At 71.5% G+C, this 26279-nt stretch carries 20 protein-coding genes and 5 tRNA genes; 12 read left to right on the forward strand and 13 right to left on the reverse strand.

All coding sequences use genetic code 11. From position 1 onward, the window contains the following. Positions 1-10: 10 nt before the first annotated feature. Positions 11-385: a hypothetical protein gene (locus SCWH03_RS24060; RefSeq protein WP_173266399.1), complete on the forward strand. Its 375-nt coding sequence runs from the start codon at positions 11-13 to the stop codon at positions 383-385. Between the two features lie 978 nt (positions 386-1363). Here SCWH03_RS24060 and SCWH03_RS29970 read toward each other — a convergent pair. From SCWH03_RS29970 to SCWH03_RS24085, 5 genes are all read right to left on the reverse strand, one after another. Continuing rightward, positions 1364-1588, reverse strand: a complete 225-nt coding sequence (locus SCWH03_RS29970; RefSeq protein ID WP_173266400.1) for an IS3 family transposase — start codon at positions 1586-1588, stop codon at positions 1364-1366. Beyond that, positions 1540-1758 carry a hypothetical protein gene (locus tag SCWH03_RS29975; RefSeq protein WP_216854792.1) on the reverse strand — a complete coding sequence of 73 codons (219 nt, stop codon included), beginning with the start codon at positions 1756-1758 and terminating at the stop codon, positions 1540-1542. Before SCWH03_RS29975 ends, SCWH03_RS29970 begins: the two co-directional genes overlap by 49 nt. A gap of 217 nt (positions 1759-1975) precedes the next feature. Beyond that, positions 1976-2048 (reverse strand) — tRNA-Lys (locus tag SCWH03_RS24075). Positions 2049-2495: 447 nt separating this feature from the next. Then, positions 2496-4733 carry a DEAD/DEAH box helicase gene (locus tag SCWH03_RS24080; RefSeq protein ID WP_173266401.1) on the reverse strand — a complete coding sequence of 746 codons (2238 nt, stop codon included), beginning with the start codon at positions 4731-4733 and terminating at the stop codon, positions 2496-2498. A 497-nt stretch (positions 4734-5230) separates the two neighbouring features. Further along, positions 5231-5821, reverse strand: coding sequence for a hypothetical protein (locus SCWH03_RS24085; RefSeq protein WP_254076981.1), 591 nt, complete (start codon positions 5819-5821; stop codon positions 5231-5233). Between the two features lie 473 nt (positions 5822-6294). On the opposite strand from SCWH03_RS24085, the gene SCWH03_RS24090 reads away from it, so the two are divergent. From SCWH03_RS24090 to SCWH03_RS24110, 5 genes are all read left to right on the forward strand, one after another. Then, the gene (locus tag SCWH03_RS24090) at positions 6295-6645 is read left to right on the forward strand and encodes a metallopeptidase family protein (protein ID WP_173266402.1); all 351 of its coding nucleotides are present in this window, start codon (positions 6295-6297) and stop codon (positions 6643-6645) included. A 143-nt stretch (positions 6646-6788) separates the two neighbouring features. Continuing rightward, positions 6789-8354 carry a metallophosphoesterase family protein gene (locus tag SCWH03_RS24095; protein ID WP_173266403.1) on the forward strand — a complete coding sequence of 522 codons (1566 nt, stop codon included), beginning with the start codon at positions 6789-6791 and terminating at the stop codon, positions 8352-8354. Between the two features lie 81 nt (positions 8355-8435). Beyond that, a tRNA-Glu gene (locus tag SCWH03_RS24100) sits at positions 8436-8508 on the forward strand. Between the two features lie 442 nt (positions 8509-8950). Further along, positions 8951-9025: transfer RNA gene (locus SCWH03_RS24105), tRNA-Asp, on the forward strand. 23 nt (positions 9026-9048) lie between these two features. Continuing rightward, positions 9049-9122, forward strand: a tRNA-Phe gene (locus tag SCWH03_RS24110). A gap of 401 nt (positions 9123-9523) precedes the next feature. Here SCWH03_RS24110 and eno read toward each other — a convergent pair. Then, the gene (eno, locus tag SCWH03_RS24115; protein WP_173266404.1) at positions 9524-10807 is read right to left on the reverse strand and encodes a phosphopyruvate hydratase; all 1284 of its coding nucleotides are present in this window, start codon (positions 10805-10807) and stop codon (positions 9524-9526) included. Positions 10808-11122: 315 nt separating this feature from the next. Between eno and SCWH03_RS24120 the strand changes: the two genes are divergently transcribed. Then, positions 11123-11374: a hypothetical protein gene (locus SCWH03_RS24120; protein WP_173266405.1), complete on the forward strand. Its 252-nt coding sequence runs from the start codon at positions 11123-11125 to the stop codon at positions 11372-11374. A 286-nt stretch (positions 11375-11660) separates the two neighbouring features. On the opposite strand, the gene SCWH03_RS24125 is transcribed toward SCWH03_RS24120, so the two are convergent. The 3 genes from SCWH03_RS24125 to SCWH03_RS24135 form a co-directional block, all read right to left on the reverse strand. Then, entirely contained in the window at positions 11661-12488 is an 828-nt protein-coding gene (locus tag SCWH03_RS24125; protein WP_173266406.1) for a cytochrome c biogenesis CcdA family protein, read from the reverse strand. Then, complete coding sequence (locus SCWH03_RS24130; RefSeq protein WP_173266407.1) at positions 12485-13450, reverse strand: DsbA family protein; 966 nt, start codon at positions 13448-13450, stop codon at positions 12485-12487. The genes SCWH03_RS24125 and SCWH03_RS24130 overlap by 4 nt, the downstream gene beginning before the upstream one ends. Positions 13451-13511: 61 nt before the next feature. After that, positions 13512-14114: a hypothetical protein gene (locus tag SCWH03_RS24135; protein ID WP_173266408.1), complete on the reverse strand. Its 603-nt coding sequence runs from the start codon at positions 14112-14114 to the stop codon at positions 13512-13514. Between the two features lie 262 nt (positions 14115-14376). Here SCWH03_RS24135 and hrpA point away from each other — a divergent pair, with 262 nt between their 5' ends. The 3 genes from hrpA to SCWH03_RS29685 all read left to right on the forward strand — a co-directional run bounded on the left by hrpA (position 14377) and on the right by SCWH03_RS29685 (position 19234). Then, on the forward strand, positions 14377-18426 hold the full coding sequence (gene hrpA / locus SCWH03_RS24140; protein WP_173266409.1) for an ATP-dependent RNA helicase HrpA: 4050 nt from the start codon (positions 14377-14379) through the stop codon (positions 18424-18426). Positions 18427-18516: 90 nt separating this feature from the next. After that, positions 18517-18591 (forward strand) — tRNA-Asp (locus SCWH03_RS24145). Between the two features lie 121 nt (positions 18592-18712). Further along, positions 18713-19234, forward strand: coding sequence for a DUF6274 family protein (locus SCWH03_RS29685; protein ID WP_173266375.1), 522 nt, complete (start codon positions 18713-18715; stop codon positions 19232-19234). 598 nt (positions 19235-19832) lie between these two features. Here SCWH03_RS29685 and bldC read toward each other — a convergent pair. Both bldC and SCWH03_RS24160 read right to left on the reverse strand, forming a co-directional pair. Continuing rightward, on the reverse strand, positions 19833-20039 hold the full coding sequence (gene bldC, locus SCWH03_RS24155) for a developmental transcriptional regulator BldC (RefSeq protein WP_003949541.1): 207 nt from the start codon (positions 20037-20039) through the stop codon (positions 19833-19835). A 491-nt stretch (positions 20040-20530) separates the two neighbouring features. Further along, the gene (locus SCWH03_RS24160; RefSeq protein ID WP_173266410.1) at positions 20531-21376 is read right to left on the reverse strand and encodes a DUF8083 family protein; all 846 of its coding nucleotides are present in this window, start codon (positions 21374-21376) and stop codon (positions 20531-20533) included. A gap of 155 nt (positions 21377-21531) precedes the next feature. Here SCWH03_RS24160 and SCWH03_RS24165 point away from each other — a divergent pair, with 155 nt between their 5' ends. Beyond that, positions 21532-22614, forward strand: coding sequence for a Leu/Phe/Val dehydrogenase (locus SCWH03_RS24165; protein WP_173266411.1), 1083 nt, complete (start codon positions 21532-21534; stop codon positions 22612-22614). A gap of 373 nt (positions 22615-22987) precedes the next feature. Further along, on the forward strand, positions 22988-23236 hold the full coding sequence (locus tag SCWH03_RS24170) for a DUF3073 domain-containing protein (RefSeq protein ID WP_173266412.1): 249 nt from the start codon (positions 22988-22990) through the stop codon (positions 23234-23236). A gap of 57 nt (positions 23237-23293) precedes the next feature. Here SCWH03_RS24170 and purM read toward each other — a convergent pair whose 3' ends face one another. Beyond that, positions 23294-24358: a phosphoribosylformylglycinamidine cyclo-ligase gene (gene purM, locus SCWH03_RS24175; protein ID WP_173266413.1), complete on the reverse strand. Its 1065-nt coding sequence runs from the start codon at positions 24356-24358 to the stop codon at positions 23294-23296. A gap of 100 nt (positions 24359-24458) precedes the next feature. Then, positions 24459-25976, reverse strand: a complete 1518-nt coding sequence (gene purF / locus SCWH03_RS24180) for an amidophosphoribosyltransferase (RefSeq protein WP_173266414.1) — start codon at positions 25974-25976, stop codon at positions 24459-24461. Positions 25977-26279 lie beyond the last annotated feature (303 nt).

Consider the following 26279-nt stretch of genomic DNA (forward strand, 5'->3'; position numbering starts at 1 on the left):
CGGACGAGCAATGCTGACGGAAGTCGCCTTACAGCACAGGGTGATCCCCGGGATCGCCGAGTTCGCCCGCGGAGGACTGCCCGCACCGGCGGCCACCGACGACGGCAACGAATGGGTCGACGGATTCTGCTGGCTCTACTGCGGGCAGCGGTGGACGCGCGTCCTGTGGATCGGCCCCGCCAGAGTCGCCGGCGCCCAGGCGCCGATGTACGCGTGCGGCCCCTGCATCCGCGTACTGCAGGAACGGGTCTGGCAGTCCCTCCTCAACGAGGACCGCCCAGAACGCTCAGCCCGGCCGAGCAAAGCCGCCGCGGTGGGACAGCCGACCTCCGGCAGGAGGACCGGCAAGCACCGGGGCCAGAGCAGGTTCCTCCGCCGAGGTTAAGCCCCCGCCCTGGTCACGCAGGTGCCCGCCGTCCCCCGCGGCGCGAGCCCCATGACCAGGGCGGGTCCTGGCGTGCACCCTTTCGCCAGAGAACTACGCAAGACAAGGGCCCGACGCTTCCCGCTACCTGCGGCGCCAGCGACCCCAGCCAGAGGCAGGCCATGTTCGAGGGAGCGTGGCTGGCACTCGGTCACAACGCCCACGGCGAGAAGGCCATTGGCATTGAGGCGTCCCACACGGCCGACGCCCCACCGGACTGGGCCACCACCCTGCCGAGCTTCCGGCCCTGTGACCCGGCCGGGTTCACCGCGGGGTACCGGTTCACCGTGCCGCTGATCGACATGCCGGTCTACCTGGACTGCCTCCTCCGCCGGCTCCGCGCCGCTGGGGGGCGGTCGAGCAACGGCGCCTCGCCTCGCTCGCCGACGCCGGCCCCGTGTCGGCGATCGTCAACTGCACCGGCCTCAGCGCCCATGGCCTGGTTCCGGATCCCGACCTGCGGCAGATCCGTGGCCAGCACGTCGTCGTCACCAATCTGGGCCTGACCGACTTCTTCTCCGAGGGCACCGGCTCCTCGCCGGACCTACTGTCCGAGTCGAGGCAGAGCAGCGGGAGGACGGCATCTTGGCCGTGCACAACTACGGGCACGGTGGTGCCAGCGACCTGACGTGAACTGACCGGAGACGCGTTTCAGATCGCTTGTTCGGCTCGAAGGCGTTGATTCTCTTCTTCCAGGGCAGCGATGCGCCGTTCCAGCTCCGCTCGGCTGGGCTTCCTCGGCGCCGATGGTGTCGCAGTTTGGGACTGTGGAGGTTCGTTCGCCAGCGAGGCCAACCGGCTCGAACGCAACGATCGCGGATGGGTCCTTGCCACATTCGGGGCACTTCGTAGAGCGAGGCGGCTCGTCGTTCTCCGCGTGACGCGAGGTCGTGACGATGTGCCCACTGAAGTTCCCCCCGGATCGTGGACAGCGGTTGCTTACGCTGCGGGGGTGAAGTCTTGCTGCAGCCTGGCTCGGGTTTCGAGTGGGGTGAGGTACCCGAACTCGGGGTGTTTGCGGAGCCTGGTGCGGTTGTACTCGACCTCGATGAAGCGGAAGACGTCGGCGCGGGCAGCCTCGCGGCTCTCCCAGACAGTGGTGCCGATCTCCGCTTTCAGCAGCCCGAAGAAGCTTCCAGGTCGATGACCGTGGCCAAGTACCACCAGCCCTCGATCGTCGCCAGGTAAGTGATGTCCCCGACGAGCTTCGTGCCAGGCTCGGCGGCGGTGAAATCGCGTCCGACCAGGTCCGGGGCCGGGGCGGCCTTGGCATCCTGCTTCGTCAGGTACCGGCGCTTGCGGCGGGTGACGCCTCGGATGTCGCGTTCCCGCATGATCCGCTCGACCCTGTAGCGGCCATCGAGGAGACTCTAAAAGCACCTTCCGTGCCCGTCGGCCCCGCGCAGTAGCGCTGGATGGGGCTCTGTCTCGGACCGTCCGCTCACGCATCGCTCACGCACGAGGCCGGGAACGACGGAGCGCCCCGACCGGCTGAGACCGATCGGGGCGCTCCGTAGCAGGTCAGAGGGGGTATCCCCTCCCTGCCAGCGGTAGGCCGTGTGGGACTCGAACCCACAACCAACGGATTAAAAGTCCGCTGCTCTGCCAATTGAGCTAACGGCCCTCGGCAAGTCATCCCCGAGCATAGCCGTACGGCGGCGGGCATCCGATCGGGTATCCCTCTCCGGCCGTCGCCGCAGGCGGAAAGCGCGGTCCTGCCGGGCATGCGCGCACTCGTCGGAGCGATACGGGGAACGGATGTGTGCGGGAAGGCGCGGGGGCTCGCAGATGTGTTCCGGACGCGGTGCGCCGGAGGCTCCGAGGCGTACGCCGGTCCGTGCCGGGCGCGGTCGCCGAAGTGGGGACGCCCGATGCGAACGTCCCCCTCTCCCGGCGGAGGACCCGTGGGGCGCCGGTGCCGTGCGGCGCGCCGCCGCACGGACGGTGGCCTCCGGCGCCCTGCACCCTGCCCCGTTGCCCGGGTGCCCGGGTGCCCGTCAACGGGGCAGGGCCCGTGCCCCTGGTGGGGGACACGGGCCCTGCTCGTCGCGTCGGGCGTGAGGCTCAGGCGTCAGCCGTTGCGCTTCCAGCGCGGCTTGTCGTCGCGGCGGCCGCCGCCGAAGGAGCCGGAGCCCGAACCGCGGTGGTCGTCGCGGCGACCGTAGGGGCGGTCGTGGCCACCGGAGCGGAAGCCGCCCGAGGGGCGGTCGTCACGGCGGTCGCGGTTGTACGGACGGTCGTGGCCGCCCCGGTGCTCCCGGCGCTCGAACGAACGGCCGCCGCGGTCGTCACGACGGAACCCACCACGCTCACCCTCACGACGCTCGTCACGACGGAAACCGCCACGCTCACCGTCACCACGGTCGTCGCGACGGAAACCGCCACGCTCACCCTCACGACGCTCGAACGAACGGCCGCCGCGGTCGTCACGACGGAACCCACCGCGCTCACCCTCACGACGGTCGTCACGACGGAAACCGCCACGCTCACCCTCACGACGCTCGAACGAACGCCCACCGCGGTCGCCGTCCCGGCGCTCGAACGAACGGCCGCCGCGGTCGTCACGACGGAACCCACCGCGCTCACCCTCACGACGCTCGTCGCGACGGAAACCGCCACGCTCGTCCCGCCGCTCGCGGCGCTCGAAGTTGCCCCGCTCGTCGCGGCGCTCACGCCGCTCGTAGGAGGGCCGATCGTCGCGGGACGGTGCACGGTCCTCCCGCACGCCCGCCGCACGCGGCTCCGGAACGGACGCCCCGAAGTCCACCGCCTCGGTGACGGCGGCCTCGTCCTCCGCCGTCTGCGCGGCCTCGGCGACCGCGGCCTCCGGGTCCTCGCCCCGCTCTCGCGCCGCCCGCGCGACGAGGCGGTCGGCCTCCTCGCGCAGTTCGGAGGCACGGCGCTGGAGGCGCTCCAGCTGCTTGGTGACCTCGCCGACCTCGCGCTCGGCCTGCTTGGCGGCGTTGCTCGCGGAGTCGGCCTGGACCTCGGTCAGCGAACGGGCGCCGGTGATCTCGGCGACCTCCGGGTCGAACGCGCCGGCACCGCCGACGATGTGGCGCGAGGCGTCGACGCCCGCGTCCTCCATCAGCCGGAAGATCTGGCGGCGCTGGTGCGGGAGCGCCAGGGAGACGACGGTGCCGGACCGGCCGGCCCGGGCGGTGCGGCCCGAACGATGCAGATAGTCCTTGTGGTCACCGGCCGGGTCCACGTTCAGGACCAGGTCGATGCCGTCGACGTGGATGCCTCGGGCGGCGACGTCGGTGGCGACCAGCACGTTCACATAGCCGTCCTTGAAGTCGGCGAGCGTGCGGGTACGGGCGCCCTGCGTCATGCCGCCGTGCAGCGCGTCGGCGCGCACCCCGGCGTCCCGAAGCTGCTCGGCGACACGGTCCGCGCCCAGCTGGGTGCGGACGAAGATGATGGTGCGGCCCTTGCGGGCGGCGATGGCGGCCGTGACCGGGGCCTTGTCCTTGGGCTTCACGACGAGGACGTGGTGGGTCATGGTGGTGACGGCGCCCGCGGACGGGTCGACCTCGTGTGTCACCGGGTCGACCAGGTAGCGCTTGACGAGGCTGTCGATCTCGTTCTCCAGCGTCGCGGAGAACAGCAGCCGCTGGCCGCCCTCGGGGATCTGGTCGAGCAGTTCGGTGACCTCGGGCAGGAAGCCCAGGTCGGCCATCTGGTCGGCCTCGTCGAGTACCGCGACCCGGACGGACTCCAGGGAACAGGCACCGCGGTTGATGACGTCCCGCAGCCGGCCCGGGGTGGCGACGAGGATGTCGACACCGCGCTCCAGGGCGTAGATCTGGTTGCCCATGGACGTGCCGCCGCAGACGACCTTCATCTTGAGGCCGAGGACGTCGCCGTACGGCTGGAGCGCGTCGGCGACCTGCATCGCCAACTCACGGGTCGGGGTGAGGATGACGCCGCGGGGCTTCTTCTTCTCGGTCTGGCCGCCGGCCAGCGTGGCGAGCAGGGGGAGACCGAAGGAGAGGGTCTTGCCGGAGCCGGTACGCCCGCGGCCGAGGATGTCCTTGCCGGCCAGGGCGTCCGGGATGGTCGCCGCCTGGATCGGGAACGGGACGGTGACACCGTTCTGGGCGAGCTTGCGGACGACGCCCTCGGGGAGGCCGAGGTCGCCGAAGGTCACCTCCGGCGCGCCGGGCGTCTCGCCGGCCTCGGCGGCCTCGCCGGTGGCACGGGTGCTGTCGGCGCTGTCGGCGCTCACGGCGGCTGCGGCGTCCGCGGCCTCGACGATCTCGTCGTTCGCGGACAGAACGGCACGGTCAGAACTGGAAATGGACATGCGAAATGCGAAACCTTCCGGAGTCTCGGCACGCGCCCAAACTCCGTGATTCGCAATTCGACCGCCTCGATGCGGTCTGCCACGGCAAGGGAGAGTACGCGCCACACGCGGCGCGCTTCGGTGATGGCGCCGGGCAAATGGGATCAAACGATCTACCACCATACGCACCCTCCCCCACTCAAGGCAAACCGCTTCGGTGCGTCGCTCGTCACACCCCCGGGAACCCACTCGCACCGCCGCCGGACGCCCCGCGCGCCCGGTACGGGTGCGGCGCCAGGCACTGTGCAGCCGCTGTGCGGATCCGCTCCGTGAGGCATGACGTCCCAGCGGCATGATGTCCCAGCGGCCGGGTCACCCCTGCCGCGGCGCCGCCCGGACTCCAGCCGCTCGGCCCCGGTCCGGAGGAACCCGCCGGAGGAACCCGCCGGACGGAGGTGCGTTCCGCACACCGCCGGCGGACGGGGATCCGGCAGCGGACGCCCGTAGGAGACCGGCCGTCAGACGGGTGCTGTCTGCGGTGATGCCTCAGGCTCCGCGCTCGACTCGTCCCCCGGCGAGCCGAAGGCCTCCCGCGTCGCGCCCAGCTGGATCTCCGCGGCCGGTGACTCCGTGGGCGGATCGGTCGGTTCCACGATGGGCCCGGGATCGTGGCTCGACGGCGCCGGCTCGGCCGGCGGCGTCGTGTCGGCCGGGGACGCGGGCCCGGCCGGCGGCATCGACTCGTCCCGCGGCTCGGTCGGCCGCCGGGTGGACGGCGGCTTCGGATCACCGCCCGGCGCCCTGGAGGGCGAGGCCGACGGAACCACGGACGCGCCCGGGCTCGCCGGCTCCTTCGCGGCGCCACTGCTGCTGCCGGCACTGCCGGAGGGCTCCGTACCACCCATGCCGGTACGGCCCCGGCCGCCGGACCCTGCCGGGGCGCCGCCACCGCCGTCCGGTTCGACCGCGGTGCCGCGCCGCTGCGGCGACGTCACCGGTTCCGGCCCGTCGGCGTCGTCGCTCACGCTCATACAGCCGGCTGCGGCCGCGGCCGCCAGGGCCGTGGCGATCCAGACGGCACAACGGCCGGGGGCGGACAACTGGCGCACGGGAGGCACCTCCGGGGCACAGGACGCGGTTTCCCTGCCCAACTCCCCGAGCCCCACGGGGGACACGCCCCACGGGCGGCAGCCCGGCCGTGCCGGGGCGACCCGCCCCGCCGGGCCGGCCCGGCGCTCATCACCACCGGCCCCACCAGCCCCACCGGCCCCGGACCGCCCCAGACTGCCGGCGCATCGGCCAGAAGGCCCCGCCCCCGGTGCACCTCGGCTTCCCGGCGGCATCCGGGCGGCATCCCGTACGCACCGGCCCCATCCCGGACGGGGCCCCCTGCGAGCGGTTCCGCACACCGCCAGGTGCGCTCCCGGGCGCGTCGCCGCATGCGTTCAGGCACGGATGCGGGCGCGTCGCACGCCCCCGCACCCGGCGGCGCGCGGACGCCCGGCGCGGCCCGGGCGAGCGCCGCAGCCTCCACAGGACGGGGCAGCACCGCATACCGGCCGTCGTCCCCGACAATGGGTGTGTGCTGGAGATGTCGCGGGAAGCATTCGAAGAGCTGGTGAGCCAGGCCCTGGACACGATCCCCCCGGAGCTGACCCGGGTCATGGACAACGTGGCCGTGTTCGTCGAGGACGAGCCCGACCCGGCCGACCCGGAACTGCTGGGGTTGTACGAGGGGACTCCGCTCACGGAGCGCGGGGAGTGGTACGCGGGGGTGCTCCCCGACCGCATCTCCCTCTACATGGGCCCGACGCTCCGCTACTGCGAGAGCCCCGACGACGTGGTCCACGAGGTGGCCGTGACCGTGGTGCACGAGATCGCCCACCACTTCGGCATCGACGACGAGCGGCTCCACGAACTGGGCTGGGGCTGACCGCCTCCGGGCGCTCGGCCGACGGCACTCGCGGGGGACCGCGGTGCGCCGGTTCCCGGCGGGCGCCCGGGAGTACGGCCGGGCAGGCCCAAGCGCCCCCCACGGGGTGCATAGCCCGACGCGGGCGCGGGCATACGGGCCCAATGGCCCGCGCCCACGAACTCCTGCAAGCCGGCCTCGTCCGCCTCAGGCGCCACCACCCGTCGAACCGCTCGGCCCCCGTCAGCGCCCTGGGCCACGGCCCGCACCCGTACGGCCGGGCGTTCGGGCTGTTGGCCGTCGTCCTGCTGGGGGCGTGGCTGGGGCTGCTGGTCGTGGGGGCCGTCCGCACCCCGGTGGGCCCCGTGGACACGAGCATGGCACTCCGGCCGTCCGCATCCGGCGGCACGAAGATCAACGTCTCGCCGCTCGGGGCCCTCGAACTCGACTCGCACACCGCGCCGATCCGGCTCGACGTCAACATCGACCGGCTCGACCCGATCCGCTCGCAGGCGCTCGTCCAGCACCCCGAGCGTCTCGCCGGACTCCAGGAGGAGATCGGACGGGACGTCACGGAGGGCACCCGCGACCTCGCCCTGCGCTCCTGTGCCGCCGTGGTCTTCGGGGCCACCGCCCTCGGCCTCGCCGTCTACCGCCGCCCTCGCCGGGCCCTCGCGGCCGGCGGCCTCGCCCTCGCCCTGCTGGCCGCCTCCGGGGTGAGCGCATGGGCCACCTGGAACCCGAAATCGGTCCTGGAGCCCAGGTTCTCGGGGCTGTTGAGCAGCGCTCCCTCGGTGGTCGGCAACGCGCGGGCGATCGTCACCGAGTTCGACGTCTACCAGAAGGAGCTGGCCCGGCTCGTCACCAACGTCACCAAGCTGTACGAGGCGACCTCCACACTGCCGGTGTACCAGCCGGACCCGGGCACCATGCGCGTGCTGCACGTCTCGGACATCCACCTCAACCCGGCCTCGTGGCACATCATCGGCTCGCTCGTGGAGCAGTACGGCATCGATGTGATCATCGACTCGGGCGACACCATGGACCACGGCACCGCGGCGGAGAACCGCTTCCTCGACCCGATCCCCGACCTCGGCGCGCCCTACGTCTGGGTGCGCGGCAACCACGACTCGCTCGTGACCCAGCGGTATCTCCAGCGCCTGAAGAACGTCCACGTCCTCGACGAGGGCCGCGCGGTGAGTGCGGGCGGCCTCAGGGTGGCCGGCATCGGCGACCCCCAGTTCACGCCGGACCGGTCGACGGTGCCCGCGGGCGACCCCGCCGAACGCATGGCCGGGATCCGGCTGGCCTCGGCGCTGCGCGACCAGAGCGCGGCCGGCACCCCCGTCGACATCGCGGTCGCCCACAACCCCGTGGCCGCCCGCGAGGCGGACGGCGAGGTACCGCTGGTCCTGGCGGGCCACGTCCACCGCCGGGCCACCGAGATGCTCCCGCTCGGCACCCGCCTCAAGATCGAGGGCTCCACGGGCGGCGGCGGACTGCGGGCGGTCGAACGCGAGGAGCCGGAGAAGGTCCACGCCTCCGTGCTCTACCTCGACCGCGACAAGCGCATCCTGCAGGCCTGGGACGAGATCACTCTCGGCGGGCTGGGTCTGACGACGGCCGAGGTCAGCCGCCATCTGGCGGAGGCACCTCCCCCGCAGGGCCCGCAAGCGCCCCGGACGCCGTCCCCGGCGGAGTCCCCCGCAGGGCCCGCAGGCGCCCCGTAAACCGTTTTGGCGATAGGTCCCCGCATCCCATATGCTTCTCACGTCCCCGACGCGCTGCGAAGCGCCCAGGTGGGCCCCTTAGCCCTCATCGTCTAGTGGCCCAGGACGCCGCCCTTTCAAGGCGGTAGCACGGGTTCGAATCCCGTTGGGGGCACAGCGCAATAGACCTTCTGACCTGCGGAGACGCTCGTCAGGGGGTCTTTTTTTGCTCTTCTCGTGGGCCCGCAGTGGGCACCGAGCCCCATGTGCAGTCCTGAGCATGGCGCATATCGAGGTCAAGCAACGGCGGGACGGACAGTGCAGCCAGTCGTTCGCCGGCGCACGAGGGTGCCCGCAGCAGCAGAGCGTCCGAGCCGTGAACCCCAACGTGCCGCTTCCCTCGTCCGCTCTCGCCGCTTGAGGGGCCCGGCTCCCTCCTTGCCCGCCCAGTAGGGGCGCGGGAGGGAGCCCACGGAGAGCAGCGCCAGAAGCGGGCGGCAAAGTACTCATTTCAGTCCGCCCGCCTCCATCGGGTATAGTCAGCCTTCGGTTCGAGGCGCCAGCGCAGCGGCCGATCCTCAGCATGACGCGCCCGCAACGGGTTGCAGGATGCACGAGGTCCTGTGGAGCAGTTTGGAGTGCTCGCCACCCTGTCAAGGTGGAGGCCGCGGGTTCAAATCCCGTCAGGACCGCTGAAGTTCTTCCTGAACTTCGCGGCTGGGTAGCTCAGTTGGTACGAGCGATCGCCTGAAAAGCGATAGGTCGCCGGTTCGATCCCGGCCCCAGCCACAGCTGTAAGGCCCCCATCCCTCGGATGGGGGCCTTACGGCTTTCTCACCGCACGGATCGACGGTGCCCTTCCCAGAACGCCGGGTCAGCGCCCATGACGGCGGCGCCGTCGAGGCGTAGCGGGCAACGGTTCAAGCGGCCGCAGCGGACGGACGGGCGTGCGGAGGGTGTACCCGGCCCATGCTCCGCTTGACCGCGAGCTCGATGACGACGCGCTCGGGGTCCGGGGCCGGCGCCCGCCCGTATCGCCCGCGAGAAGGCACCGGTCCCCGTTCTGCTTCGCGTACTCCGCGACTCCCGCCGGGTGACCGCGACGGCCGGCGTTGGATCTGTGGAGTACGGGGATGCTCATTCTCCAGATCCCTTCCTGTGCACGACGGCCGCTGCCGCGGCTCCCGCGCTCAGCCGGCTCCGTTGAAGAACCTCGCCCCGCCGTAGACCGATTCGGATCCCAACTCCTCCTCGATACGGATCAGCTGGTTGTACTTGGCCGTCCGGTCGGAGCGCGACAGCGAACCCGTCTTGATCTGCCCGCAGTTGAGGGCGACCGCGAGATCGGCGATCGTCGTGTCCTCGGTCTCGCCCGAGCGGTGCGACATCACCACGGAGTAGCCGGCGCGGAAGGCCGTGTTCGCGGTGTCCAGCATTTCGGTCAGGGTGCCGATCTGGTTCACCTTCACCAGGATCGAGTTCGCGAGACCCCGGTCGATGCCGTCCTGGAGCAGGCGCACGTTGGTGCAGAAGACGTCGTCGCCGACCAGCTGGCAGGTGGAGCTGATCGCGTCGGTGAGGTAGCGCCAGCCCTCGAAGTCGTCCTGGGCCATACCGTCCTCGATCGAGACGATCGGGAATCGGGACGTCAGGTCGGCGAGGTAGTCAGCGTGCTCGGTGACCGACCGGACGCGCTTCTCGCCCGCGTAGTGGTAGGCCCCGTCGCGGTAGAACTCAGAAGAGGCGGGGTCGAGCAGCAATGCCACGTCGCGGCCGGGCCGGAAACCGCTCTTCTCGATGGCCTTGACGATGAACTCGAGCGCTTCGTCCGCCGTGGCCAGATCGGGTGCAAAACCGCCCTCGTCGCCGACGTTGGTGTTGTGTCCGGCGGCACGGAGCAGGTCCCTCAGCGTGTGGAAGACCTCCGATCCGATACGGACGGCCTCGGCCATCGAGGGCGCACCCACTGGCGCGATCATGAACTCCTGGAAATCAAGTCCGTTGTCGGCGTGCGCGCCACCGTTGATGATATTGATCATCGGAGTAGGGAGAACGTGCGCGAAAGCGCCGCCGACATAGCGGTACAGGGGCAGATTGTGCGACACGGCCGCGGCTTTGGCGACCGCGAGCGACACGCCCAGCGTCGCGTTGGCACCGAGCCGGCTCTTGTTGTCCGTTCCGTCGAGCTCGACCATGAGCCGGTCGACGGTGGATTGCGCTTCGGCCGGAAGTCCCCGCACCGCCTCCGCGATCTCCTCGTTCACTGCGGCAACCGCTCGGGTGACACCCTTGCCACGGTATCGGTCCGGGTCGGCATCGCGGAGTTCGACCGCTTCCCGGGTTCCGGTCGAAGCACCAGAGGGCACGGCGGCCCTGCCCAGGGAGCCATCGGCCAGGCGGACATCTACCTCGACAGTGGGATTGCCACGGCTGTCGACGATCTCGCGTGCGAACACGTTGGCGATCTCAGACATTTCACTCCTACTGTGCAGGCCGTACATTCACGCTCAACGAGTCACCGAAAGGCATTGCCTACCTTGGTGCTCCAGAAGTTATGTGATCAACCACGTCCGCCGCGCGCGGAACCATGAAGAGGTTCCGTCGACCACATTGTCCGCACTGCGGATGGCAGAGCTCCATCCCGATCGATTCACGACGAATCTCAGCGAATCACAAACGGGATCAGATCCGGGCGAGTTTCGGGACCCCCATGCCCGCCCACTGTGGAACTCGAACGATCAGTCGAGCAGGGGCGAGTGCGACCTTCCACACTGAAGAGAGCCACCCCCGTGCTCCACGCGACGGCTTCGCCGGTCGCGCAGCCGCAATCTAACCACACGCTCCCCACCGGGTCAGGATGCGGCGTCGCGGACACCGCCGGGAACGCGGCCCGCTTCGGCCGCTGCGGATCGGGCCCGAAGGCGTCCGCCTTCCCGGCCCACCTGGTCGCCGTCAGCGAATGCGGCACCCACGCCGTCATCGGCGCCCAGGTCGGCTCGATCCGTGAGGGCGAACTCGTCCGTCGGTGTCGCGAGCCGTAGCCCACCCCCCAGGAGAAGGCGGCGGCGCTGCCGCACTCCCTCACCCGCGGCCGCGCGCTGATCCGGCCGGAAGACCTCTGACACGCCGGAGCATGACAGGCAGGATGCGGAGCATGAGCGAGCCCATCGGCACGTACCCGACCAGCATGCCGCGCGACATCGCCGAGGCCGCCAGGGACGGCAGCGGCCGCTCCGGCCGGAACCGATCCGGCTCGGATGGAGAGACATCGAAGCCGGCTCAGCGGCCCGCTCACCCTCCGGAAACCCGCTGCGCGGGGAGGAGCCGTCACACCCGGTCCCGCCCGCGCATCCCGCGAACCGCGAGGACGATCGCCGCGACCGCCACCACCAGGGAGAGCAGCAACCAGTCGGGGACCGCACGCCCCGCGGAGGAAGCCCACTGCTCCGCTGCGAAGGAGTCGTCGACCGACAGCAGACCAGGGAGGGCCGTCGTGCCGTCGAAGACGAGGAAGACCGTGCCGAGGAGGATGAAGAACAGGCCCGACAGGGCCGAGGTGGTGTGCAGCTCGATGCGTCCGGCGATCCGCAGGGTGCGCCCGCGCAGCCAGCGTCGGCGTGACAGCTCGCAGCGTTCCCACAGCAGGGCCAGGGCGAACAGCGGCACGGCCATGCCCAGCGCGTAGACGGCGAGGAGCAGCCCCCCGTACGCGGGGCTTCCGCTCAGGGCCGCCACCGTGAGGACGCTGCCGAGAATCGGCCCCGCGCAGAAGCCCGCGAGTCCGTAGACCGCGCCGAGAGCGTAGACGGAGAGCGCCGTGGTGGGGCGGATCCTTCCGCCGGCCTCGGCCAGGCGGCGGGAGGCGAACCCGAGACCCGCCAGCTGGGCCACCCCGAGCACGATGATCAGCCAGCCGCCCACCGTGACCAGAAGGTCGCGGTGGCCGTAGAAGAGGCGTCCGGCGAACGAGCCCGCGGCACCCAGTGGTACCAGGGTCGTCGCCAGGCCCGTGTAGAAGACGCAGGTACGCGCGATCAGCCGGGACGTGGTGTCGATCGAGTACGCGAAGAACGCGGGCAGCAGCAGGGCGCTGCAGGGGCTGAGCAGAGCGAGCAGGCCGCCCAGGAAGGCGGCCAGATAGCCGATGTCGCTCACTCGCCGCCCACCGCGTCCTGCGCCGGGGTCGCGGGAGCGGTCGCGCCGGGAGGCCGCGCGCCCGAGGCGGTGTGGCCCGAGGCGGTACTACCCGAGGCGGTGTCGCCCGAGGCGGTACTACCCGAGGCGGTGCTGCCGGGCGCCGTCGCGTGGGGAGCCGTCGCGCCGGGAGCCGAGGTCGCCGGTGCCGCCTCCGGTCCCGCGGGCTCCGTGGTCGCGGCCTCCCAGGCCGCCTCGATCGCCTCGACGAAGGTCCGCTCAGGCTGGGCACCCGCGAGGGGACGGCCGTTGACCACGAACGACGGCGTGGACGTGGCACCCAGCCCGTAGCCCTCCTCCCGGTCCCTCGCCACGGCCTCACGCGCCTCCCCGCTCGCCACGTCACGGCTGAAACGCGCCAGGTCCTTCACCCCGGCCGTGGCCGCGAGTTCCCTGAGCCGCTGCTCGCCGAAGCCCTGCTCCTTGGCACCGTCGGCGTACGCGGCCTTGTGGAACTGCCAGAAGCGGCCCTGCTGCCCGGCGGCCCAGGCGGCCCGGGCGGCGGCCTCCGACTCCTCGCCGAAGATCGGGAAGTTGCGCCACTCGATGCGCAGAACGCCCTTCTCCACATACTTCCGGACCAGTTCCGGCTCGGTGTCGCGGGCGAACTTCCCGCAGTAGCCGCAGGCGAAGTCGGCGTACTCGATCATCACCACGGGCGCCTCGGCCCGCCCCAGCGCAAGCGGGTCGCCCGCATCGCGCCGGGCGAGCTTCTCCAGCTCGGGGTAGACCCCGGCGTCCGGTTCGGCGGACACGTCGGCCACGGAGAGCCCGCCCGTCGACGGGTCATCGGGCTTGGTGGCGGTGTAGGAGACGAAGCCGAGCAGAACCGCGGCTGCGGCGACCGCGGCGCCGTAGGCGAACGGCTTGACGGAGCGGGCGGAACGGTTGCCGCTGCGGGCAGGGGTGCGTGACGCGGGCATGACGGTGTTCTCTCTCGTAAGGGCGCAGGGGTGACGGACGGTGCTGAGCGCTGCCGTGGGCCTATACGCGCAGTACGGAGAGGTCTATCGGTCCGGGAGCGGCGAGCACGGGCGGGGCGCGCCCCGGCGCGGGACCGAGCACACCGTCGCCGGCCGCGGGGCCCCCGGCCGCGCCGTGGGCGGCGGCCGGCAGGACGGACAGCAGTTCGTGCGCGGCGGAGCCGCGCGGCGGCACAGCGGGGTCGAGCCCGCCATCGCCGGACCCCTCGCCGCAGCCGGGGGCCCGCTGCTCGTCCGGCGAACCGGTCCCGTCCCGCGGTGCGGTCCCGTCCCGCAGGGCGCCTCCGTCCGGCGCGGCCAGGGCCACGGGCGGAGGCACGGGCAGAGGCAGGGCAGTCCGCGGTGCCAGGGCCGCGAGGGCCGCCGCACCGGCTCGCGGAACCACGGCAGCGGGCGCGCCCCCACCGGTCGGCGGCACCACGAGAACCGACGCGGCCCCACCCGCCGACGGAACGGGGGCGAGCCGCGACCGGCCGTGTTCGGGTGCGCCGCCGGTGGCCGCGGCCATGCTCGTCCCCGCGCAGAGAAGTGCCCCCGTCAGCACCGCGGTGAGCGCCGCGACGACCGCGAGGGCGCGGTGCCAACGGCTGCGGGGGCTGGGCATGGGCGGGGGCTCCTGGGGTCGACGTGCCCGCAATCGTACGGGCCCGCCGGGCGGCGGACCCGTACGCCCTGCTCGGCGGAGCCCTACGCCCCGCACCGCGCCGCACCGGCCGTCCGGAGCCCGCGCCCCCGAGCCCGGGCGGCCACCCGCGGCCACCCGCGGCCGGCCGCGATCCGTTCCTCGTCCGGCGCACGAACCGTGTCGGGGAACACCGGAAATGGGTTCGCCAGTCCGCTCGAGCGGGTGCGATCCTGGATCCCGTATGTCTACTTCCTTCACCGATCTCCAGAAGCAGCTGGCCGAGATCTCGCTGCGCGACGCGCACCGGCTCGGACGGCGCCTCGAGGGCGCCCGCCGCATCCGCAAACCCGAGGCCCGGCAGGCCGTGCTCGACGAGATCGCGGCCGAGGCCGGCAAGGCCGCCGGGCGGACCGCCGAGCGCGCCGCGCGGGTGCCCCGGGTCACGTACCCGGAACTGCTCCCGGTCAGCCAGAAGAAGGACGAGATCCTCGAGGCGGTACGGGACCATCAGGTCGTGATCGTCGCGGGCGAGACCGGCTCGGGCAAGACGACGCAGATCCCCAAGATCTGCCTGGAACTCGGCCGCGGCGTACGCGGCATGATCGGGCACACCCAGCCGCGGCGGATCGCCGCGCGGACGGTCGCCGAGCGCGTGGCCGAGGAGCTGCGCACCCCGCTCGGCGAGGCGGTGGGCTGGAAGGTCCGGTTCACCGACCAGGTGAACCCGGGCGCGACCTTCGTCAAGCTCATGACGGACGGCATCCTCCTCGCGGAGATCCAGACGGACCGCGAGCTGCGCGCCTACGACACGATCATCATCGACGAGGCCCACGAGCGGTCCCTCAACATCGACTTCCTGCTGGGCTACCTCTCCCAGCTGCTGCCCAAGCGACCCGACCTCAAGGTCGTGATCACGTCGGCGACGATCGATCCCGAGCGCTTCTCCCGGCACTTCGGCGACGCGCCGATCGTGGAGGTGAGCGGGCGTACGTATCCGGTCGAAGTGCGCTACCGGCCGCTGCTCGACGAAGCGGCGTCCGGCACCCGCGGGGACCGCGCAGGCGGGACCGACGACTCCGACCGCGACCAGATCACCGCGATCTGCGACGCGGTCGACGAGCTCCAGCGGGAAGGGCCGGGCGACATCCTGGTCTTCCTCTCCGGCGAGCGGGAGATCCGGGACACCGCGGACGCGCTGAACAAGAAGAACCTCCGCCACACCGAGGTCCTCCCCCTCTACGCCAGACTGTCGCACGCCGAGCAGCACCGCGTCTTCCAGCCGCACACCGGCCGCCGGATCGTCCTGGCGACCAACGTGGCCGAGACGTCCCTGACGGTGCCGGGCATCAAGTACGTCGTCGACCCCGGCACCGCCCGTATCTCCCGCTACAGCCACCGCACCAAGGTCCAGCGGCTGCCCATCGAGGCGATCAGCCAGGCCAGCGCCAACCAGCGCAAGGGCCGCTGCGGCCGTACCTCCGACGGCGTCTGCATCCGGCTCTACAGCGAGGACGACTTCCTGTCCCGGCCGGAGTTCACGGACGCCGAGATCCTCCGTACGAACCTCGCCTCGGTCATCCTCCAGATGACCGCGGCCGGGCTCGGCGACATCGAGAAGTTCCCCTTCATCGACCCGCCGGACCACCGGAACATCCGGGACGGCGTGCAACTGCTGCAGGAGCTGGGCGCGGTCGACTCCACCCAGAAGGACCCGGGCAAGCGGCTGACGCAGACGGGCCGCCGACTGGCCCAGCTTCCCGTCGACCCCCGGCTGGCCCGAATGGTCCTGGAGGCGGACAGGAACGGCTGCGTCCGCGAGGTCATGGTCATCGCCGCCGCCCTGTCGATCCAGGACCCTCGTGAGCGCCCCGCCGACAAGCAGGCGGCGGCCGACCAGATGCACGCCCGCTTCAGGGACGAGACGAGCGACTTCCTCTCCTTCCTCAACCTCTGGAGCTATGTCCGCGAGCAGCAGAAGGAGCGCGGCTCGTCCAGTTTCCGCCGGATGTGCAAGCAGGAGTACCTGAACTTCCTGCGCATCCGCGAATGGCAGGACATCTACTCCCAGCTGCGCACGGTAGCCAGGCAGATGGGGCTCCGCGTCGAGGAGCCCTCGGCGGGCACCGGCGCGCCCGAGCAGTCCGTCCATGTCTCCCTCCTCGCCGGCCTGCTGTCGCACATCGGGATGAAGGACGTCAAGGACACCGGGAGGGAGGGCGGGAAGGACACCGGGAGGGAGGGCGGGAAGGGCGCCGCGCGGGACGGCGGGAAGGGCACGGCGAAGAACGAGTACCTGGGCGCCCGGAACGCCAGGTTCGCCGTCTTCCCCGGCTCGGCGCTGTTCAGGAAGCCGCCGCGCTTTGTGATGTCCGCCGAACTGGTCGAGACGTCCCGGCTGTGGGCGCGGGTCAACGCGAGGATCGAGCCCGAGTGGATCGAGCCGCTCGCGGGGCATCTGGTCAAGCGCACCTACAGCGAGCCGCACTGGGAGAAGGACCAGGCGGCGGTGATGGCGTACGAGAAGGTCACCCTGTACGGGGTGCCGATCGTCACCCAGCGCAAGGTGAACTACGGCCGGATCGACCCGGAGACGAGCCGTGAGCTCTTCCTCCGCAACGCCCTGGTCGAGGGCGACTGGCGGACCCACCACAAGTTCTTCGCCGACAACCGCAGGCTGCTCACCGAGGTGGAGGAGCTGGAGCACCGGGCCCGCCGCCGCGACATCCTCGTCGACGACGAGACCCTGTTCGACTTCTACGACCAGCGGGTACCCGAGCACGTGGTGTCCGGCGCCCACTTCGACTCGTGGTGGAAGCACAAGCGCCGCGAGCAGCCGGAGCTGCTCGACTTCGAGCGCGAGATGCTCATCAACGAGAAGGCCGGGGCGGTCACCAAGGACGACTACCCCGACTCGTGGCGGCAGGGGCGGCTGAAGTTCCGCGTCACCTACCAGTTCGAGCCGGGCGCTGACGCCGACGGGGTCACCGTCCACATCCCGCTGCAGGTGCTCAACCAGGTCGCCGAGGAGGGCTTCGACTGGCAGATCCCCGGACTGCGCGCCGAGGTCGTCACCGAGCTGATCCGGTCCCTGCCGAAGCCGGTCCGCCGGAACTACGTGCCGGCGCCGGACTTCGCCAGGGCCTTCCTGGAGCGGGCCGTCCCGCTGCAGGAGCCGCTTGCGGTCACGCTCGCGCGGGAACTCCAGCGCATGGTCGGGGTGCCGGTCACGGCGGATGACTTCGACCTGGCCAGGGTCCCGGAGCATCTGAAGGTCACCTTCCGGATCGTCGACGAGCGGCGCCGCAAGCTGGCCGAGGACAAGGACCTGGAGGCGCTGCGCCTGCGGCTGAAGCCGAAGGCGCGCCGGGCGCTTTCGGAGGCCGCGGCGGCCAGCGCAGGGCGGACCGGTGGCGATGCCGTCGAGCGGACGGGGCTGAAGGACTGGACGATCGGGACGCTGTCGCGGATCTTCGAGACCCGCCGGGCGGGCCAGCCGGTCAAGGCCTATCCCGCGCTGGTGGACGACGGCGACTCGGTCTCCGTGCGCCTGTTCGACACCGAGGCCGAGCAGGCGGAGGCGATGTGGCGGGGCACCCGCCGGCTGATCATGCTGAACGTCCCGGTGAATCCGGCGAAGTTCGCCTCCGACCGGATGTCCAACCAGCAGAAGCTGGCGCTGTCCGCCAATCCGCACGGCTCGGTACAGGCGCTCTTCGACGACTGCGCCTCGGCCTCCGCCGACAAGCTGATCGCGGACCACGGCGGACCCGCCTGGGACGAGGAGTCGTTCCGCAAGCTCCACGACCGGGTCCGCGCGGACCTCGTGGACGCGACCGTGCGGACCGTCGACCGGGTGGGGCAGATCCTGGCGGCCTGGCAGGCCTGTGAGCGCCGCCTGAAGGGCACCACCAGTCCGGCGCTCGCAGGCAACGCGGAGGATGTGCGGGAGCAGCTCGCCCGGCTCGTGCCGCCCGGGTTCGTGACCCGGACCGGTCTTCGGCGGCTGCCGGACCTGATGCGCTACCTGGTCGCGGTGGACCGGCGCCTGCAGCAGATGCCGACCTCCGTCCAGCGCGACACGACGCGTATGGAGAAGGTGCGGGAGATGCAGGACGAGTACGCCTGGCTCCTCGAGCAGCTGCCGGCCGGCCGCCCGGTGCCGCAGGAGGTCCGGGACATTCGCTGGATGATCGAGGAGCTCCGGGTGAGCTACTTCGCCCACGCGCTGGGCACCGCGTACCCCGTCTCCGACAAGCGCATCGTCAAGGCGATCGACGCGGCGGCGCCGTGACGCGGCCGTAGCCTTGAGTGAGTTCGACCGGACCCTCTGACCTGCTGTACAGTCTCTCTCGCAGCCGACGGAAGACAGGCTGCGCAGCCTGGTCCTGTGGAGCAGTTTGGAGTGCTCGCCACCCTGTCAAGGTGGAGGCCGCGGGTTCAAATCCCGTCAGGACCGCAGTTCGGTGAAAGGCCCGCACCCGATGGTGCGGGCCTTTCGGCGTATTGACTGGGGCCTTTGCCGCCGGTACCCAGTCAGGACAGGGGTGCGGGGCCCCAGGATCCGCGGAGGTGGCGCGATGGTGTTGTCCACAGTGAGACACGAGACCAGGGCGCTGCTGCGCGCCCATCTGGCGGCCGTCTCCGGCTATCGGCATCTCACCCGGCACTGTCCGGTCTGCCATCGGCTGCTCCGCCTCGCCATGGACCCGGCGGAGGCGGGGCCGGAAGAGCCCGCCGCGCCGTCGGCAGCGGCCCTGGAGGGCCGTCAGACGCTGTTCTCCGCCCGGGACGTGGGAAGCCGCCAGAGCACGGCGGGCGCCGCGGACACGGCGGACACGGCGGACACGGCGGGCGGCGCGGGCAGTGCCGCGGCGAGTCCCGCAGGCACGGCGGAGCCGGGTGCCACGGCGGAGCCCGGCGCCGAGGGACGTGCCGTCGCGGAGCCCGCAACCACGGAGCTTGCCGCCACGGCGGAAGCGGGCACCGCGGCGGTGAGACCCCCGGCCACGACGGCGTCAGAGGCACGCACCTGGGCGGCGGAACCCGGCAGCTCCCGAAACCCCGCACCACGGCAGCGACGGCGGGAGCCCGCACCATGACGGAGGAGCCACCCGCCACGGGGACGTGCCTGGCGGCCAGGCGGAAGCCGGACACCGCGTCGACTCCCGGGGCGAAGTCCCCTCCCCTTCCTGACCGTTGACCGCCGCGCCGCGCCGGCTTGGCGGGTGGCGCGCCCGCCGAGGAGGCGGTGAGCCGCTGCTGGCAAGACCTCCGGCATGTGACAGGAGTCACCAGGTGAATTCGGGTAGGAGGCGGCTTCTCACCCTCACCTCAGGAGCGAAATCAAATACGTACAATTGCACTACTACTCAGACGGCTCCGCGCCCTTCCGCAGAAGACCGGGAGATGCCCGGGGCGCACCGTCGCCCTCCCCCGAACCGGCCGGCCTCCCACCCGGCGCGCCCCCGAGGCCCCACCCCGCCGAGCCGCCCCGGCGGTCCGCCAGGCCGCCGGCAGGCGGGGCGGCCTGGCCGCGCGGCCGCGTACCCGGGGAGCACCCGCCACACAAGAAGATCGCGCTGGACTCGGCGGAGTCCAGCGCGATCGACGACGAAACCTGTTGGGGCAGGCGCCCGCCGTGTCGAGCTCAGTGCAGGGCTACCGGGTTGGGGGCCCGGAACGCCCTTGAACGGGGCGTCAGGCCTCGCTGCGCTGCTGCGGGATACCCGCCAGCAGCGCACGGACCTCCGCCTCGCGGTACCGGCGGTGTCCACCGAGCGTACGGATGGACGTGAGCTTGCCTGCCTTGGCCCAGCGCGTGACCGTCTTCGGATCCACGCGGAACATGGTGGCGACCTCAGCCGGGGTCAGCAGCGGCTCGGCATCAGGGGTGCGAGCGGTCATGAGCGGCCTCCTCGGGAGAACCGAACCTTCTCGGTTCTTTCCTCTAAATTCTGCACCTTGGCCCGCGTTGCCCGAAATGGCAGACGCGGGCCGAGTCGGTTATAGGACGAACGGCTTGTCCTCGGCACTACAACTACACCATCTGTCCAGCCACGTCGGCCAAACCGATGGAATTGCCCTCTCAGGTGTCCATCAGTGGCGGAAGCCGATGGTTCATGCCATAGCGGACAGTCACGCCACAGTGACGATCAGTCACAGAGCGATCAGGAGTCATCAGACCCCCCATAGAGTGCAACGCTGCGCTTTCCGCCCTCAGGTAGGCGGAAGGAACCCTCCCCGGACTCCTTGTCCTATTTTGGCATGAGGATGGGCAAGGGTGGCAAGCGGCGACTTAGTGCCGTCCATCACGCTTGGACCCAAAGGCCCGGATCAGGGCGTACGTCCCCTAGATGCCCGGTTCGGCTCCGGGAAGCGTACGCGATGTTCGAGCGTCAGTTCGCGAACTGTCGGTCCCGGACCGCCCGCCAGCGGTCCGTGAGCCTGCCGTAGGCCGCGGCCGCGGCCTCGCCGTCGTTCTCCCGGAGCGCCGCGATACCCGCCGCGACATCGGCGGCCGACCGGTCGCCGGCCAGCCGGTCCGGTGGCAGCGCATGGACCAGCCCCCCGTAGTCGAGCTCGACCAGGGAGCGCGGGTGGAAGTCCTCCAGCCAGCGCCCCACGTCCACCAGCCCCTCCGTGAGCGGCCCCTCCTCGACGCTGTCCCGCAGGATCTTCAGGGCCCGCGCCAGCCTGCGCCTGGCCTGCACCATCGGTGTGCGGTAGCGCAGCACGGGCGGCACCCCGGGCACCTCGCCCGGCGCGTACTCGCGCTCGTCGTCCGCGAAGAGGACGAACCAGCGGACCGGCACCTGCCACACCGCCGTCCTGATCCACGGGCGGGCGTCCGGGTTGCCCTCCCGCCACGCCTCGTAGTCGGCCGCCGCCTGGCCGCGCACCACCGGCGGCAGCACCGCGTCGAGCACGGGGGGCGGGAGGAGCTCCGCCAGCTCCTCCAGGGCCAGCCAGCCGCGCAGCCGGGTCCGCCAGGGGCAGACCCTGACGACCCCGTCGCCCTCGGCGACGAAGGCTTCGGCGCTCTCGTGGACCGGGACCGCCACGGGAGGCGTGGGCAGCAGATCGGCCAGCGACCGCCGGAGCTCGTCCTGGGCTGTGGGGGCCCGTCCGGAGCGGGCGTACCGGGACCAGTGGCTCCGCTCGGGCTCGGGGAACGCCGCCAGCGGCTCGTACACCCGCAGGTAGGACGCGTACGGGACGAGCACTGAAGTGACGGCCGGCATGTCGGAGATCCTTCCACGCGCATACTCCGGGAGAGGGTGATCCTGAGCACGGGAGCCGATCTACCCCCGCGTAGGACTTACCCTCTTGCCCATCAGGTCCCTCCCCACCCGCAGGAGGGCCGTCAATCGCCGCTTCGTACTTGGGAGTCACCACCGTGACCGATGTGACCGACGGCGTCCTGCACACCCTGTTCCACTCGGACCAGGGCGGACACGAGCAAGTCGTGCTCTGCCAGGACCGCGGCAGTGGTTTGAAGGCCGTCATCGCCATCCACTCCACCGCTCTGGGGCCCGCCCTCGGCGGCACCCGCTTCCACCCGTACGCGTCCGAGGCAGCGGCCGTCGCCGACGCGCTGAACCTCGCCCGGGGCATGTCGTACAAGAACGCCATGGCCGGTCTCGGCCACGGCGGCGGCAAGGCCGTGATCATCGGGGATCCCGAGCGGGTCAAGTCCGAGGAACTGCTCCTGGCCTACGGCCGGTTCGTGGCATCCCTCGGCGGCCGCTACGTCACGGCCTGCGACGTCGGCACCTATGTGGCCGACATGGACGTGGTGGCCCGCGAGTGCCGCTGGACCACCGGCCGCTCCCCCGAGCACGGCGGCGCCGGCGACTCCTCCGTCCTGACCGCCTACGGCGTGTTCCAGGGCATGCGCGCCTCCGCGCAGACCGAGTGGGGCGACCCCACACTGCGCGGCCGCACCGTCGGTGTCGCGGGTGTCGGCAAGGTCGGCCGGTACCTGGTCGAGCACCTGCTCGAGGACGGCGCCGAGGTCGTCGTCACCGATGTGCGCGAGGAGGCGGTGCGCCGGATCACGGACAGGTTCCCGCAGGTGCGGGTGGCCCGGGACACCGGCGAGCTGATCCGCACGGAGGGCCTGGACGTCTACGCCCCCTGCGCCCTCGGCGGAGCGCTGGACGACGAGACCGTGCCCGCGCTGACCGCCCGGATCGTCTGCGGCGGGGCCAACAACCAGCTCGCGCACCCGGGCGTCGAGAAGGACCTCGCCGACCGCCGCATCCTCTACGCGCCCGACTACGTGGTGAACGCGGGCGGGGTGATCCAGGTCGCCGACGAACTCCACGGCTTCGACTTCGACCGCTGCAAGGCGAAGGCGGCGAAGATCTTCGACACCACGCTCGCAATATTCGCACGTGCGAAGGAAGACGGCATTCCGCCGGCCGCGGCCGCGGACCGCATCGCGGAGCAGCGGATCGCGGAGGCACGCCGCCGCTAGTGTCCGCTCGTGCCGGGTCGTGCACCGGGCCGTGCGCCGGGCCGTGCCGGGGGGGCCGGCCCTCGGGGCGAGCGCCGCCTGCCGCGGCACGGGCATCCCGCATGGCACTCCTCGCCGGCCGGGGGAGACAAGACTCACGCCGGTCGGCGAGCCGCCCGCCCAGAAGAGGTTAAACTCGCGGTTGACCAGCGAGGACGGGGCGCCTCGCGGGTCCTGCGAGGTGGCGCGTGATGCGGGCGGCGTACCGTATGGCCGCGGAAGCAGGTACCGTTGAAGCCCTACGGACGGTCTCTCCACGGAGAGCCCGCTCCGAACCATGAACGCGTGTCAAGACTCTGGGGCCGTCGAGCCCCGTCACCGAGGGGGTCGAGCCATGGGGCGCGGCCGGGCCAAGGCCAAGCAGACGAAGGTCGCCCGCCAGCTGAAGTACAACAGCGGTGGGACGGATCTCTCACGTCTGGCCAGCGAGCTGGGCGCATCGACTTCGAGTCAACCGCCGAACGCGGAGCCGTTCGAGGATGACGAGGAGGACGACCCGTACGCCCGCTACGCGGAGATGTACAACGACGCGGACGACGAGGACGAGGAGTCCGGTCCGTCGTCGCGGCGTCGCGGCGCTTGACGCCCGCGTCCTTCAGACCCGGTCCGGGGCCCGGCCCCGGACCGGGTTCTGTGCTGTTCAGCTCGCGTAGTCGCCCACCATCCCGGCTCCGGTGAGGTGCTCACCGCGCTCGGTGATCTCACCGGCGACCCAGGCGTCCAGGCCGCGGTCGGCGAGCGTCGTCAGGGCGGCGTCCACCGACTCCCCCGGCACCACGGCCATCATGCCGACGCCCATGTTGAGCGTGTTCTCCAGCTCCGCACGCTCGACCCGGCCGGCGGTGCCCACGAGGTCGAACACCGCGCCGGGCGTCCAGGTCGACCGGTCGACGACCGCGTGCAGCCCCCCGGGGATCACCCGCGCGAGATTGGCCGCGAGTCCACCGCCGGTGATGTGGCTGAAGGCGTGCACCTCGGTGGTGCGGGTCAGCGCCAGGCAGTCCAGCGAGTAGATCCTGGTGGGCTCGAGCAGTTCCTCGCCGAGGGCTCGTCCGAACTCCGGGATCTCCCGGTCGAGCGTCCAGCCCGCCCGGTCGAAGACCACGTGCCGCACCAGGGAGTACCCGTTCGAGTGAAGGCCTGAGGAGGCCATCGCGAGCACCGCGTCCCCTGCGCGGATGCGTTCGGCACCCAGCAGCCGGTCCGCCTCCACGACGCCCGTACCGGCACCGGCGACGTCGAAGTCGTCCGGGCCCAGCAGACCGGGGTGTTCCGCGGTCTCACCGCCGACCAGGGCGCAGCCGGCGAGGACGCAGCCCTCGGCGATGCCCTTCACCACGGCGGCCACGCGCTCGGGGTGGACCTTGCCGACACAGAGGTAGTCGGTCATGAAGAGCGGCTCGGCGCCGCAGACGACGATGTCGTCCATGACCATCGCCACCAGGTCGTGCCCGATGGTGTCGTACACGCCCATCCGGCGGGCGAGGTCGACCTTGGTGCCGACGCCGTCGGTGGCGGACGCGAGCAGCGGGCGCCGGTAGCGCTTGAGAGCGGAGGCGTCGAAGAGGCCGGCGAAGCCGCCGATGCCGCCGAGGACCTCGGGGCGGCCGGTCTTCTTCACCCACTCCTTCATCAGCTCGACGGCGCGGTCGCCCGCCTCGATGTCGACGCCCGCCGCAGCGTAGGAAGCACCTGTCTCGGACATTGCCTGGGATCTTTCGCTTGGGATGAGGATGACGAGGTTGATCAGGGTGATTGAAGTTGACGAGGGTGGCGAGAGCGGTGAGGGTGGCGAGAGGACCTGATCACGGACGACGGAGCGCGTCGGCGGCGTCCGCGCCGCCCGCAAGCTCGGTCTCCAGCAGCTGCTTTCCGAGCAGCTCGGGGTCGGGAAGCTCCATCGGGTACTCGCCGTCGAAACAGGCGCGGCACAGGTCCGGCTTGTCGATGGTGGTGGCCTCGATCATGCCGTCGATCGAGATGTACGCCAGCGAGTCGGCGCCCAGCGAGGTGCCGATCTCGTCGATCGCCATACCGTTGGCGATCAGCTCGGCGCGGGTCGCGAAGTCGATGCCGAAGAAGCACGGCCACTTGACGGGCGGCGACGAGATCCGGATGTGGACCTCGGCGGCCCCCGCCTCGCGGAGCATCCTGACCAGGGCGCGCTGGGTGTTGCCGCGGACGATCGAGTCGTCGACCACCACGAGCCGCTTGCCCCTGATCACCTCCCTGAGGGGGTTCAGCTTGAGGCGGATGCCCAGCTGGCGGATCGTCTGGGAGGGCTGGATGAACGTCCGGCCCACGTAGGCGTTCTTGACCAGGCCCGAGCCATAGGGGATGCCGGAGGCCTCCGCGTAGCCGATGGCCGCGGGGGTGCCGGACTCCGGCGTCGCTATGACGAGATCGGCCTCGACGGGTGCCTCCTCCGCCAGGCGGCGGCCCATCTCCACGCGGGAGAGGTAGACGTTCCGGCCGGCGATGTCGGTGTCGGGGCGGGCCAGGTAGACGTACTCGAAGACACAGCCCTTGGGCTTCGCTTCTGCGAATCGAGAGGTGCGGATGCCGTTCTCGTCGATCGCGACGAGCTCGCCCGGCTCGATCTCGCGCACCAGACTCGCACCGCAGATGTCGAGTGCGGCCGACTCGGAGGCCACCACCCAGCCGCGCTCCAGCCGACCGAGGACCAGCGGGCGGATGCCCTGCGGGTCGCGGGCGGCGTAGAGGGTGTGCTCGTCCATGAAGACGAGGGAGAAGGCGCCCCGCACGTCGGGCAGGACCCTCGCGGCCGCCTCCTCGACGGTGAGGGGCTTGCCGTCGTCGTCCGTCTGCCCGGCGAGCAGCGCGGTGACGAGGTCGGTGTCGTTGGTGGCGGCGACCTGGGTGGCGCGGCCGTCCTGGCGGGGGAGGTCGGCGACCATCTCGGCGAGCCGGGCCGTGTTGACCAGGTTGCCGTTGTGGCCGAGCGCGATGGAGCCGTGCGCGGTCGCCCGGAAGGTCGGCTGGGCGTTCTCCCACACGGAGGCGCCGGTGGTCGAGTAGCGGGCGTGGCCGACCGCGATGTGGCCCTGGAGGGAGCCGAGGGAGGTCTCGTCGAAGACCTGGGACACGAGGCCCATGTCCTTGAAGACGAGGATCTGGGAGCCGTTGCTGACCGCGATGCCCGCGGACTCCTGGCCCCGGTGTTGGAGGGCGTAGAGCCCGAAGTACGTGAGCTTGGCGACCTCTTCACCCGGCGCCCAGACACCGAAGACGCCGCAAGCGTCCTGGGGGCCCTTCTCGCCGGGGAGCAGGTCGTGGCTGAGTCGTCCGTCACCACGTGGCACGGCACCGAGTGTAGGCGAGACCGTCCACTGGTCCGAATTGGGGATCCGGCCCAGAACCGTCCCGACGGGATCAGCGGTTCACACAAAAGCCGTGTAAGGAAGCCTTTGGGGGCTCCTACGGGCCGGTAGGGCGCAGGGCGGGGCGTGCCGCACATCACGTCCGCGCCGGCGGACCGGGAGCGGGGCCCGGCCCGGACGGCTGCGGGCCCCGACAGGTACGGGCCGCCGGTCCGGAGCGCGGAGGCGGCGGGACGGGGGCGGGGACATGGCGACATGGCGGGGCGGAGCGGGACCAGCACGGGA

This window comes from Streptomyces pacificus (assembly GCF_011766325.1).
Classification (GTDB): domain Bacteria; phylum Actinomycetota; class Actinomycetes; order Streptomycetales; family Streptomycetaceae; genus Streptomyces; species Streptomyces pacificus.